The organism is Rhizobium sp. NXC14 (assembly GCF_002117485.1).
In the GTDB taxonomy this organism is placed as follows: Bacteria; Pseudomonadota; Alphaproteobacteria; order Rhizobiales; family Rhizobiaceae; genus Rhizobium.
Map to the genome: position 1 here is coordinate 3,666,063 of NZ_CP021030.1, position 13,103 is coordinate 3,679,165.

9 protein-coding genes are annotated in these 13,103 nt (G+C 58.0%); 2 read left to right on the forward strand and 7 right to left on the reverse strand.

Going from position 1 to position 13,103, the window contains the following annotated elements:
- Positions 1 to 26: 26 nt before the first annotated feature.
- Positions 27 to 2,003, reverse strand: a complete 1,977-nt coding sequence (locus tag NXC14_RS17975) for an EAL domain-containing protein (RefSeq protein ID WP_198175464.1) — start codon at positions 2,001 to 2,003, stop codon at positions 27 to 29.
- Positions 2,004 to 2,257: 254 nt separating this feature from the next.
- Here NXC14_RS17975 and NXC14_RS17980 point away from each other — a divergent pair, with 254 nt between their 5' ends.
- The gene (locus NXC14_RS17980; protein ID WP_085779286.1) at positions 2,258 to 3,301 is read left to right on the forward strand and encodes a class I SAM-dependent methyltransferase; all 1,044 of its coding nucleotides are present in this window, start codon (positions 2,258 to 2,260) and stop codon (positions 3,299 to 3,301) included.
- A 494-nt stretch (positions 3,302 to 3,795) separates the two neighbouring features.
- Here the strand turns inward: NXC14_RS17980 and NXC14_RS17985 are convergent, their stop codons facing one another.
- The 6 genes from NXC14_RS17985 to NXC14_RS18010 form a co-directional block, all read right to left on the reverse strand.
- Complete coding sequence (locus tag NXC14_RS17985) at positions 3,796 to 5,289, reverse strand: hypothetical protein (protein ID WP_245362165.1); 1,494 nt, start codon at positions 5,287 to 5,289, stop codon at positions 3,796 to 3,798.
- A gap of 86 nt (positions 5,290 to 5,375) precedes the next feature.
- Positions 5,376 to 7,073, reverse strand: coding sequence for a hypothetical protein (locus NXC14_RS17990; protein WP_245362106.1), 1,698 nt, complete (start codon positions 7,071 to 7,073; stop codon positions 5,376 to 5,378).
- Positions 7,007 to 7,756 (reverse strand): SDR family oxidoreductase, encoded by a 750-nt coding sequence (locus NXC14_RS17995; protein ID WP_085779288.1) that lies wholly within the window; start codon positions 7,754 to 7,756, stop codon positions 7,007 to 7,009. The genes NXC14_RS17990 and NXC14_RS17995 overlap by 67 nt, the downstream gene beginning before the upstream one ends.
- Positions 7,753 to 9,075 carry an FAD-binding oxidoreductase gene (locus NXC14_RS18000; protein ID WP_085779289.1) on the reverse strand — a complete coding sequence of 441 codons (1,323 nt, stop codon included), beginning with the start codon at positions 9,073 to 9,075 and terminating at the stop codon, positions 7,753 to 7,755. Before NXC14_RS18000 ends, NXC14_RS17995 begins: the two co-directional genes overlap by 4 nt.
- A 7-nt stretch (positions 9,076 to 9,082) precedes the next feature.
- On the reverse strand, positions 9,083 to 9,514 hold the full coding sequence (locus NXC14_RS18005) for a GtrA family protein (RefSeq protein ID WP_085779290.1): 432 nt from the start codon (positions 9,512 to 9,514) through the stop codon (positions 9,083 to 9,085).
- Positions 9,515 to 9,523: 9 nt separating this feature from the next.
- Positions 9,524 to 11,065: a UbiA family prenyltransferase gene (locus NXC14_RS18010; RefSeq protein ID WP_085779291.1), complete on the reverse strand. Its 1,542-nt coding sequence runs from the start codon at positions 11,063 to 11,065 to the stop codon at positions 9,524 to 9,526.
- Positions 11,066 to 11,329: 264 nt separating this feature from the next.
- Between NXC14_RS18010 and NXC14_RS18015 the strand changes: the two genes are divergently transcribed.
- Positions 11,330 to 13,102, forward strand: coding sequence for an SLC13 family permease (locus NXC14_RS18015; RefSeq protein ID WP_085780180.1), 1,773 nt, complete (start codon positions 11,330 to 11,332; stop codon positions 13,100 to 13,102).
- Position 13,103 lies beyond the last annotated feature (1 nt).

Consider the following 13,103-nt stretch of genomic DNA (forward strand, 5'->3'; position numbering starts at 1 on the left):
GCCCATTCCGAAATGGACGTTTGGAATCAATGAGTCCTGACCAGGCCGAAAGGCAGCACGTTATCAGATTCAAGCTGGGCTGCCGGCGCGGGCCGTCCGATGTAATATCCTTGGATCTGGTTGATTCCGTACTGCTGCATCAGCCGCTGATGTTCAATGGTCTCAACGCCTTCAATGAGTATCCTCACGCCGCGATTGCGCAGCAGGCTGATGATGTCAAGCAACATCCTCTTGCCTTTTTCAGTATGGCAATCATGGAGGAAGGATCGATCGATCTTGACAGTGTCGAATTCGATCAGGCGAAGCCACGAGAGCCCGGCGAAGCCTGTGCCGAAGTCGTCCAGCCAGACTTGAGCGCCCAACCTCCTCAGGTCGCTGATGCAACGAACCACGGTCTGGTCGATTTCCAGCTCAACGCCTTCGGTAATTTCGAAAGCAAGCCGAGCGCCCGTCACGCCGAATTCTGCGAGCGTCGCGGCGACATAGCTGGCGAAACCCGGCATTTTGAGCTCAATCGGCGAAACGTTGACGCTGGCAACTTGCACCAAGCCGGTCGCCAACAGGTCTCGGCAAACGGTGCGAATTGCCCACCGGCCGAGTTCAACGATCGAACCTGTCCTTTCCGCAACAGGAATAAACATAGCAGGTGACACCTGCGTCCCGTCCAACATCCTCAAACGCATCAAAGCTTCAACGCCGTCCGTCTTGCCTGTCTGAATGTTGCGAATCGGCTGATAGACGAGGGAGACAAGGCCGTGTTCAATCGCGATTTTCAAGGTCGCGGCTATATCCTCGCTGTCATCGCTCCTCTGCGGGTCTTCGGGATCGAAGACCACGAGAGTGTTGCGACCCGATGCCTTGGCCGCATAAAGCGCGCGATCAGCTTCATGAATGACCTTGTCGACCTGTTTGGTTTCACCCCTGGTATAGGACACGCCGACACTCACCGTGATGACGGTGGTCCCGTCTCGCCTGTGCTCGTGTGGCCAAGCCAGCTCTCGAACGGCAGCACAAATCGCTTCTGCGAGTTCGGTCGCTCTTTCCGAATTCAGCATTGGTGTGATGAGGATGAATTCCTCACCCCCGTATCGTCCGATGATCGAGTCCCAGGACGAGGCCACACTTTGGAGAAGCTGCGAGACAGCGACAAGGCACCGGTCGCCTTCTTGATGGCCATAGCAGTCGTTGTAATGTTTGAAATAATCGACATCGATGAGCAGCACGGCAAAGGGCGCCCTATGGTCCTGCCAGCGTTGCCAATAATCACGCAGCCGTTGGTCGATCGCCCGGCGATTTTCCAGGCCGGTCAACGAGTCGGTGTTTGAGAGGTGCAAAAGCGCCTTGCCCCTTTCCTCGGCGGCGGCTTGCTGCAAACTCGCTTCAAGAGCATTCAGGAAAACTTTATAGCGTTCTCTGTTAAGTTGAAGGTTTACGTAAGACGTAAAAATAAAGCAGGAAATGCAGAACGCACCGAAGATCAGCTTGTGAAGAAGCAACATAGGCGCGAATAGATAGAGCGCGCCGATGAAGATGAGCATGTTCGTTACGGAGGCCGCAAGAGCTAGCGGAAACCGGAAACTGAAGAACAAGTTGACGCTCATCATGAAGATCGAGCCAAAAACCATATAATATGAGAAGGCGTCGCTGACAGTGGTCATCTGTGCCGTCAGAAGCCAGACTAAATAAGCCGCTAGCACGGATGTCGCCGCCGCCATATCGACCGTATCGGCCTTTGCTTTGCGGTAGAGCAAGAGCTCCAGCATGCATATCGCACCGACGCCAACCGCCAATCGGCCGGCGATCGTGTACCGGACGACATCGCCAATAAAAAGGTAGTCAGTGAAAGAGTATGCAAGGTAAGCAGCCACCGCTATCCAGAGGCCGCTGCGCGTAGCGGTCTTTCGGCCGCTCTCGCTCTTCTGCTTGTAAAGGCGACGCAACTGTTCTGACGATAGCGTCGGCCCTATGGTGGCGACTGCGGTCTCGGCTAACACGTGCATCATGCCCCTGCCACCCAAAATAATGCAGCATTGCCCTGCGCAGACTGCTAGCTAACGCTGGATAGCCCCCCGCAGACTCCACATCAACCGATAACGCTGCACCGAGCTTCCGGCGGGCAGAGTATCTGTCGGGTTCACTAACATTTTCTAAAATTAAAACGTGCATTTCGACCGCGCTCCAACCTCGACGCTTGACCTTCATGAGAATGATGAAGATTTTACTCAATGTTTAAATTATTATCCCCAATGAGGTTTCCGTGGCTCAGCCCCTCTTTTCTCTTGATGGCCAAAGCTTGATTACACCGCAGTCAGTCAGCAAAAAGTTCCCCTCACCTCACCACCATAATGAAACGGACCTCCCGCGGGCGGCAGAGGCCGAGTTTGCGATTCTCATCAACATTGCAATGCAGCGGTTCAGCGCCGGGAAAGACCTGCCTGGTGCAGTCAGGTGGTTGATCGGTCAGCTTCATGACGTCCGCCAAAAATACGGTGCTGCTGTATGGCAAAAGCTCATCCCATTCATTCAGGCCCATCACTCGGCAAAGATTCTGCAGCAGTGCCCGTTCACTCGTTGGTCCTTTGAAAAACCTCGCGGCTATTCCGGTGACGCCAGTCTTATAGACTTTATTTATGGGCATCCGGCGGTCGCCGAAGAAGTGGCCAGATCCACGCTTCTCGGCCTGGATATCTTTGAATACACGATCAATGCGCCCGGCCCGGTAGCGGTCAGGGAACGTCGCGACATTCTGACCCGCTACGTTGATGACACCGCCGCGCGAAGGGGGTCGGACGCCGAAGTTCTGGCCATCGCCGCGGGTCACCTTCGCGAAGCGGAGGCATCAAAGGCGCTTGCAGAAGGCCGCCTTAAGCGCTGGGTTGCTCTTGATCAGGATCCGCAAAGTATTGGTTCAATCGCGAGCCAATTCCATGGGACTTCTGTCGAGCCTATCGACGGATCGGTGCGCGGTTTGCTCGCGCGCAAACATCAGCTTGGCACCTTCGATCTGATCTACGCAGCAGGGCTGTACGATTACCTCGCCGATAAAGTAGCAATCCGGCTCACGCAGATTTGCATGGAAATGCTGAAACCGGGCGGCGTCTTTCTTTTTGCCAACTTCTCCGATGAGATGGCGGATGACGGATACATGGAATCCTACATGAACTGGGAGCTCCTCCAGCGTTCCGAGGCCGACATGTGGCGTATTGCCAATAGTAGTGCGGCGGAAAACACCGTTGAGAAGACAGTCTGGTTCGGTGCCAACCGTAACATCATTTACAGCACCATCAGGAAGCTGTCGTAAGTCGGGATGGCCGCCCGGCCTCGCTGCTGCAGACCGGCCGGGACATCCGCATCAAGGGAGAGTTAGCAAGCGTCAAAGACAGACGGAGCAATCGGATTGCGACGACGCAGCAGGGCCACTCCGCGACATGCTGATGACGAGGCCGCGGCGAGCGCACAGAACTGGAGCATATGGCGCCAAAATCCACTAATTTCGGCATTCCTGTTCCTGGCGGTCGCCGCAATGAGTGGCTTCGTGCTGTTGGCATCTCGCTGGCTTCGCCGCTCGGACGGATCCACTACACGCTCTTCCTCCGACCCGTGCTGTTTCACCATTGGCAGCGCTCGTGGGCATGGCTGGCGGCAGCAGCGCTGGTGATCCCGGTCCCCGTCATACTCAGTTACTTCGGGGCTTTCCGTTGAACCAGCTGCCGGCAGGATCCTTTACGCCTGGGCGCTCGTGCTGATGCTCATCGGCCTGATCGCCGCGGAGGTGAAAAAACAGGCTGCGCCGGCTCAGGAAGCCTTTCTGCGGTAAATGCGCCAATCGGCCGTCTCCCGCACCAGCGCATAGTGGCGGGCGATATAGTGGGCGTAAAGATCGCGCAGCCCGTTGCCCGTCCAGATCTCGATCGGCCATTTCGGATCGAGGATAAGATCGACGTCGGCGAACATCTCTTCCGCGGCCGGATGATCATACGGCCCAAGAGTTCGCCCCCAATGATACCAGACGCTGTCGCCCGCGGGCGGCGTCAGCCCCAGGCCGGCGGAGAAGGGATTGACGAAATCGAGAACCGCGACGCGCTCGTCACCAGACATGAGTTGCGACAGGATGGCCGAAGCGTCCACCAGTGTCCTGTTGTATTCCTCAAAATATTCGTATTGGCCGGCGCTCCACATCTCAACGAGCCTGATCTCGGAAAACGCCGGCAGCGGGATCGCTTTGCCTCGGCCGCCGGCAGCGTAATAGGCGTGAATTGCGAATGATGCAGCGTTGCCGACGGCGGCGGGCAATAGCAGGAACCCCACGAGTAGCGGCAGCGCGAACCGCGCTTTCCTGAATCGGGAGAGCGGCTTGGCGCGAAAGAGGCTTTCCGTGATGATGGCGGCGCTTGCACCCAGAGTCAGAATACCGACGGTCTGGAAATTCTGCCCAATCAAGAGGATTCCGGTCGTGCCGCAGAAGGCAACGAAGAGCAGATGCCGATAGCTCGGCGTCAGATTGAGAACGATGAGCACGACTGTCAGATAGACAAGAAGGTCGGCGAGATTGTTCCGTACCAAATGACCGAGTGCGGTCAACGTCAGAACGCCGCCGCTGTTCTTTGCTGAAAGGCCAAGGTCAGCAAGGTAGTTGAACCCGCCGCGCCAGACGATTTCAATCGCGATGACGCTGAAGGCGATCATCCCCAGCGCCAACCTCACCCAACCGATCTGGCGACGATCGAAAAGCATGAACAATAGGAAGCCAAGCCCTACGACCCCATAGGTGATTTTGGTGTAGAGCATCAGCAACACAAGGAAACTGGCGCATGCCGCATCGACTGCCTTGCTACTCCCGGCGGCCGGCAATCGAGGCAGATACATCACCAACAAAAAGCCGAGCGACGCCCATCCAATCCGGTTGTAGAACATGGCAAAAGTTAGCTCCCCTATCCGCTCGCCCGGATTCGCGGGAGCCGCAACTATCAGGAGCAGGAAGAGCGCAAGCGGAAGTCCGAACGCCTTATGCATCCGGCCGCTCACGATTTCCGCGGCAATGGCAGTAAGCAGGAGGACCACTATCGCCATTCCAGACGGCATCGCGCCGCCCAGATTGCCCGACAAGCCATAGCCGGCAGCGGGAATATAAAATGTCAGCGGCCCGAGCGACGAATGGAAATCCACATTCGGCACCTGGCCACGCACTATGCGATGAGCACCATCCAGGAAAACGAAGAGGTCGTTGACGTACTTGGTCGTCGCCGTTCGGCCAGGCAAAGCGAGAAGGGCGGCGAGAACGAAACCCATGCCGACGATGACAACCCACGACCGGCTCAACCGTGACGCCAGGGGCGATGCGGCGTCTGCCGTTTCCACCGACCTTTCCGTCTCAGTCACTGCACCTCGCTTTGCGTCTTCGCCTGGCGCCACTGGTAGATCGTCCACTCGGATGTTTTCTGAACGACCTCGAACCGAGCCGAAAGAAACGGGCCGTACAGCGCCTGCAGCGGCAGGCTGTTGATTCCTGTTTTTGGCACCATGACGAACTTTACATCCGCAAAAAGCACTTCCGGTGGGATGTAGGCTTTCTCGTTGATATTGCGGTTCCAGTGAAACCATGCGGAGTCACCGGTAGGCGGACGAATGCCGAGCCCCGCTGAAAAAGGATTGGCGAAATCAAGCACGAAAACGCGCTCCGGCGGTACCGGCAATGCCTGCAGCAGACTTCCCCCGGTGATGATGTCGTCGAGATAACGCCTTATGAAGTCAGGCTCGCCGCCGGGCGGATCGATCTCCCGAACATCGTCGAAACGCGGCAGCCCAAGAGATTGCCCGGCTTTCTCAGCCGCAAGCGATGTATGCAGAATGAGAGCTGCGGCGTGGTGTACGATCGGCGGCAACAGGAATAAGGTCGCAAGCAGCGGCAGAGCCGTGGCAGGAAGAGCCAAACCTCCCGCCCTTCTCCCTTCATCGCCTTGCTGAAGCCACGCGGCTTTCTGCGCCAGAACGACTGCACCGCAGTAGAGCGTGATGATGCCCCAGCTGTGGGCGTTCTGGTTGATGATCGCCAAGCCAGCGCCTACGCAGAACCCGAAGAAGAGAAAATCGCGGAAGCTGCGGTTTTGCCAGATGGCGATCAAAGCGAAGGTCGCAAATACGACGAGGTCGGAAAGGTTCTCACGTAGGTTCTTCAGGATGCTGCCGAGGTCATGGCCGCCGCTGACACGCGCCGCCGCCCGCAGATCCTCAATGTGCTGAGCGGTCCCGCCCCAGAAAAACTCGATGGCGATCATGGCCAGCCCCGTCAGCAGCAGGGCGGTCACGACCCAGCGACGCTGCTGCCGATCCAATAGGATGATCACCAGAAAGGCGGTTCCAGCAAGCCCGTAGGTCGCCTTGGTGTAGAATGAGACGAGCAGAAGAAAGACGGCGGCAAGAGTATCGGCGGCATCGCTTCGCCCGCGCGCGGGCTGCGGCGTCAGATACATCACCAGCAGCAGGCCAAACGCGACCCAACCGATGCGGTTGTAAAACATCGCGAAGGATGGATACCAGATGGAACTGCCGAGATTGATCGGCGCCGCAAGGATGAGAGTGAGGAATATGCCGAGCGCGGCCGCCAATGACGGGCTGAGGCGGGACACGAGAATGCGGATCATCGCCGGGATGAAGGCGACGACAACAATAGCCATTCCAACCGGTATGGCAGCGCCGAAATTCCCCGTGAGTTGATATCCAGCCGCCGGAAGATAAAAGACGAGTGGCCCGAGCGCCGTGTGGAAATCGCGATTCGGCACCTGACCGAACGTGATGCGGTGCGCACCGTCGATAAAGACCAGTACGTCATTGATAAAGGCGGCGTTGATGGTCCTCCCGGGCAGGGCAAGCATGGCCGCGCAGGCCAATGCTGTTAGAATGATTGCGCCTTCGGCCGACAGCAACCGCCGTATCCTCGCCGCCGGTCGCTTGCTGGCACCTGCGCTCGTTCCGATGGCCGCGTAAGCGGCGTGATTGCCAGGTTCCGTCACAGCCGCAACCTCTTGAAGATCGGTTCCGGAATTAACCGGATCGCCGTCATGAGCGGCCGCCATATGCGTCTGACATAGACGACGTCCCCGCCTCTGCCTCCCTCCGCGACAGTAAAGATCTTCTGCGCGACCTCCCGAGGTTCGGCTGTGAGAAGCGGCGGCAGCTTCATGCCATGCGTCATGCGTGTCCGAACGAAACCCGGCTTCACGGTGAGCACGCGCACGCCGGACCCGGACAGCCGGCTTCTCAGGCCAGACAAGTAGGCGGTCAACCCGGCTTTTGCGGCGCCATAGACATAGTTGGACGCGCGTCCGCGATCTCCGGCGACGGAGCTTATGCCGACGATGCTACCTGATCCCCTTGCCGCAAAACGTTCTGCCAGAAGGCCAAGAAGCAAAGCTGGTCCTTCGAAGTTCGTCCGCATGATCATGGCGGCGTGCTCGAGCTGCCGTTCTGCGCGAGACTGCTCACCCAGTTCGCCGACAACGCAGACCACCGTGTCGGGCAGAGGCGAAACGACGCCCACAAAATCTTCGAAGTGGCTCGTGGCGAGGATATCGAGTTCGTGAACCAGGACATTAGCGCCGGTCCGCGCGCTGATGTCGTCGGCTTCGCGCTGTACGGCGGAGAGCTTTCGTCCGGTGAGAAGCAAATTCCATCCGGCCTCCGCATAGATCAGCGCCGTCGCGCGACCGATATCCGACGTCCCGCCTATCAGGAGCAATGTCTTGCAGATCCCCGTCATATGCCGAGCCTCTTTGCCAAGCGGGAATTAAAGTGACGATCGGCGCCCGTTATTTTGCGTAGCTCTTTGAACGCAGCCAACCGAGGGTAACCGGCCTCGAATGTGTGACGTGACTGTCGTGCATCCTTGGCGAGATAGAGCCTCCCCCCTGCCTTGACAACCTGCTCGTCGATTTCGTCGAGCAGCCGGAACACTTCCTGCGTGACGGGAAGGTCGAGTGCGAGCGTGTAGCCCGGGGCAGGAAAGGACAGCAGCCCGCTCCCGCGCCCCAGCTTCTTCAGAACGGCCAGAAAGGAGCCTTTTCCTGAGCGCGCAAAGCGCTCGAGAATGCCACTCAGGACTGCCAGCGCATCCTCAGCAGGAACCACGCACTGATGCTGCAGAAATCCCCTCCTGCCATACAGCCGGTTCCATTCAAGGATACCGTCCAGTGGAAAGAAGTATTTATCCCAGTGGACCAGCGACGTCTTGGCCGCCTTTCGCGCTCCCGCCCTGAAATAAAGCTCGTTGAAGGCTGCTACGCTTGTTTTGTTGAGCACCCATTGCGGCAGATCGAATGGCAGTGAAAACCTCCCCTCGTTTTTCGCTGCAAAACGATCGGCCTCCGGCATGCCGCCGACCTCGTCCAGCGACGCGTGTTCGCCGGCGAAAATCAGCGAGCGTCCAAGGGAAGCGCCTTGCAAAAGGCAATCGATCCAGGCGACCGAATAAGTGGCATCCTCGGTCTGCTGCAGCGCCTTCAACGCCTCGCCAAGGTTTTTCGTGACGATCGTCTTTTGCGCGATCCAGCCGGATTCGATCGGTCTCAAGCGGAAGGTCGCTTCCGCGATAATCCCGGTCATACCCATGCCACCGACCGTCGCGAAGAAAAGCTCAGGGTTGCGCGTGCGGCTACAGGTGAGGATCTCTCCGCCGGCGACCACCAGCTTGAGCTCGCTGACATGGTCACCGAACCCGCCGTCGCGATGATGGTTCTTGCCGTGCACGTCAGAGGCGATCATCCCGCCGACCGTGACAAATTTGGTGCCCGGTACCACAGGCGGAAAATAGCCTCTCGGGACAAACGAGCGCAGAATGTCCGAGAGCATTACGCCCCCTTCCACGGTCAGCGTCGCATTGGTGGGATCGAAGCTCCGAATCCGGCTTAGCCCACGGCACATTAAGGTGGAGTATTCGCCGATCGCCGCGTCACCATAAGAGCGCCCATTTCCGCGCCCGATCAGTCCCACGCAAGCCGCCACGGTGCCTGCAAGCGCCTCCGGCAGCCGGCAGTCGATTGCCTCGCTCTCATGGTGCGGATAGCGTCCCCAGCCCTCCATGAGTTTGTCACGCCTCCTCTGGTTTGAAGACGAATTTCCGGTCCAATGCGTATTTGGAGATGTAGCCGATCGCCAAGCCGAGCGCTCCGCCGGTGTATTTTGCGAGGTCCGTCTTCCAGACCGTCCAAAAAGCAATTTCAAACCCCCAGAATATGAGCGTCGTCAGGACACTGAACAGGCCGTAAAGCGCCAGCTTGAGCATCTCGTCGCCGTATGACGTGTAGCCGTCGAAGAAGATCCATCTTTTGTCGAGGACGTATTTCAAGCCGAAGCCGGCAGCAGTCCCTGCGAGCATAGATGGCATGAGGCTCGGCGACGGGGCCAGTTGCATGACACTAGCCTGGACCGCGAAATTGGCGGCCGTGGAGAGCATGGCAAAGGCGAGGTAGCGGGTTGCGAGGCTGGCAGAAGTGCTTCGCTCTGAAGACTGACGACCCATGCGACCACCTCACATCGCGGCGATGACAAGTGCGCCGGCAACGCCGAGCGTGGCAAGGCTGACCTTGTCCTTCATCGCGAAGACGACTGGATCGTCATGCATCTGCCCCCGATGGGCGAGCATGAGGATGCGGGCAATCCAGCAGGCAAGGATCGGCCCGGCCAACCACAGCATAGCTGGCCTAGTGTAGATGTCTTGGGCACTGTCGCTTGCGGCATAGAGGGCAAATAACGTCAGCGCGTTCATTCCTGCTCCAGCTGCCAGGGCACCCACCATACCAATATCCGCCTTCCTGTAATCGCGGTTTCTGGAGTCCGGCAGGTGCGCGGCGCGTCGCGAAATGAGCTCGGTGTATCGCTTCACCAAAGCGAGCGAGAGAAACCAGCTCATCATGAAGGCAAGCAGCCAGGGAGATGGCCACACCGAGACGGCGGCAGCGCCGCCGATCACCCGTGTGGTGTAAAGGGAGGCGAGAGCCACCACGTCCAGGATCATCTTCCGCTTGAGGAAGAAAGAATAGGCGGTGGTCAAGGCGAAATATCCCGCCAGCACGAGCACAAAGACCGATGAAACCATGGCGGCGACCGTTAGCGCCAGCAAAAGCAGGATCGGGATTGCCAGAACGGCGCGCGAAAGCGGTATCTCGCCACAGGCAAGGGGTCTGCGGCATTTGGTTTTATGCCGGCGGTCGTCCTGCAGATCGACCAAGTCGTTCAGGAGATAAACGCCCGAGGCACAGAGCGAAAAAGCCACCAAAGCCAAGCAGGCATTCGCAAGGCTATGGAGCTCAAAGAGTTGATTTGTCAGCAACGGGACAAATACCAACGCGTTCTTGACGTATTGATGCACTCGCAACGAACGCGCCCAAATCCGCCATGTCGGTTTGTCGTGGCTCAGATGCTCGACGTTCTCGCATTGGTACGAAAGCGCTCGCGCAACTGCCGCCGATGTCCTTATGGCATAAGACTTTGCGGCGTGGCGCCAGACTGCCAAGTCGGCCGAGTCGTTGCCGATATAGTCGAAGCCACCCTCTCCGAAGGCGGCCACGACTTTTGCCGCCTTTAGCTCGGCGGCACAATTCATCGTCTCGCTTGTTGCAAACCAGCCGGTGAAGAGGCCGAGGTGGTCTGCAACCGCGCAAACCAGGCGCTCGTGGGTTGCAGAAGCGAGATAAACCGAACGCCCCTCCTCCCGTGCGGTCTTGATGACCTTCAGCACTTCCGCGTCATAAGGAAGGATGGATGGATCGAAATCCGCTGGCTGAGACAGGCGGTGCTTCAGACATGCCTTTCCGGCGGAAAGCGACCTGATGAAATCGACGATCGAATGGGGCCGACGGCTAAGCTCCGAGAAGGCCGCCTCAATTAGCAGGTCGGATCGCACCAGGGTGCCGTCAAGATCAACCACTAATGGGCGGGGCGACAGCGATCTTTGCAGGTCCGGTGGACTGTGCACCGACAATGCCGCAGGCTCAGGTTGAGGCCACTGGTCCTCCTCGGCTCTCGGCAGAAAATCTCTTCGTAGCTGGAATTCGTGATGCAGCTCGTTCAAAGGATTTCCCTTATGCTTCGAAACCGTGAAAGCTCGCCGAACCACGGCTAAGCAGTTTAGTTCCATCACCAAAATGGGTGAGGTGCCGCCGGGGAGAACCTTATCGGAGGTTGAGTTTTTTCTCGTAAAACGGAGAGTATCTCCGCAGATCCAGAGCTTCGGGCCCCGGAGTTGGTGCCGAGGAACTTGCACAACGTTACAGCGTTTTTGAATATCATTTTCAGCTCGGCTGTCCGCAACATCCCAGCCTCTTCCCAGGGCCGCATGACAACACAACAGATAATCGCCTTTTCTGTCATCGGGCTCATGATGGCGGTCTTTATATGGGATCGCTTCCGCTATGATGTTGTCGCGTGTTGTGCGCTTGTATTGGCAGTCGCGACCGGCATTGTGCCGCCGGAAAAAGCGTTTTCCGGATTTTCGGATGACATCGTCATTATCGTTGGCAGCGCACTGGTCGTCAGCGCAGGCGTAGCGCGGTCAGGCATTGTGGATTCGGCAATCAAGAGATTTTTCCCGAATCTGGACACATTTTACACGCAGCTTGCGCTCTTGATGATTGCGGTGGCGATGCTTTCTGCTTTCATTAAAAATATCGGCGCGCTTGCGATCATGATGCCGGTCGCCTTCAAGTTCGCGAAAAAATCCGGCGCCTCTCCTTCAAAATACCTGATGCCGATGTCGTTTGCCGCTTTACTTGGCGGATTGATGACGCAGATTGGCACCTCGCCCAACATCGTCGTTTCACGATTGCGGGAGGAGATGACGGGGACCTCCTTCACCATGTTTGACTTCACGCCGACAGGTGGTGTTCTCACGATTGTTGGCATCACCTTCCTCTTGTTCTTCCACTGGCTGGTGCCAAGCCGCACCAAGCAGAACAGCTCGATTGAAGATGCAATCGAAATCAAGAATTACACCAGCGAAGTCGCGATCACAGACCAGTCAACTCTGGTTGAGCAGGCTTTGAGCGATCTCCTGAAGCTCGGTGATGGTGAGGTCATAGCCACGGCTGTGCTGCGGGGTGGTACCCGAATGGCTGCATTCCCTGATCTCACGCTTCGCACTGAGGATATTATCATGCTTGAAGGTCCATCGGCAGCGATGGATCGCATTGTATCCCAGGGGAAATTGAAGCTTTCCGGCAAGCCTCTGGCGGAAGGCGGCCATCCGGAAGCAGACATAATTTCGCTTGAGGCAATCGTTAGTCAGGAATCATCCCTCGCTGGCCTTTCGGCCAAAGAATTGGCGCTTTCCTACACGCGCGGCGTCAACCTTTTGGCGATTAGCCGGCGCGGTGAACGCCTCAAGGAACGTCTTGGAAACTTGACGATCAGCACCGGTGATGTGCTCCTTCTGCAAGGCAACCGGAAAAGCCTGACTGCCCTTCTGCAGGATTTCGGCCTGCTGCCACTCGCACAGCGCGAGGTGCTGCTCGGCACCCGCCGCCGCGCCTTCATTCCGCTTCTTATCCTGGCGCTCGCGATGGCAACGACCGCGGCCGGCCTCGCGCCGGTTCCGGTGGCCTTCTTCGCGGCCGCCCTGGGCATGGTCGTTTTTCGAGCTGTTCCACTTGCCGATGTCTATAAATCGGTTGATGGACCGATCCTCGTGATGCTCGCGGCCCTTATTCCCGTCTCCGACTCCTTGCGCACCTCCGGCGGCAGCGATCTGATTGCCGGCTGGCTGAGTGGGGCGGCGATGAACCTGCCGGCATGGGGTGCGCTCGGCCTGATCTTGGTGACCGCCATGGCCGTTACTCCCTTCCTCAACAACGCTGCAACGGTCCTTGTCATGGCACCGATCGCCGCAGGCTTTGCAACGGGTCTAGGCTTCAAACCGGAAGCCTTCCTGATGGCGGTGGCCATTGGCGCGGGTTGCGACTTCCTCACGCCTGTCGGCCATCAGTGCAACACGCTCGTCTTCGGTCCTGGCGGTTACAAGTTTTCCGATTATCCGCGGCTCGGCTTGCCGCTGTCGGCGTTGATTATTCTCGTCAGCGTGCCGGCGCTGCTATTTGTCTGGCCCGTCAACTAGT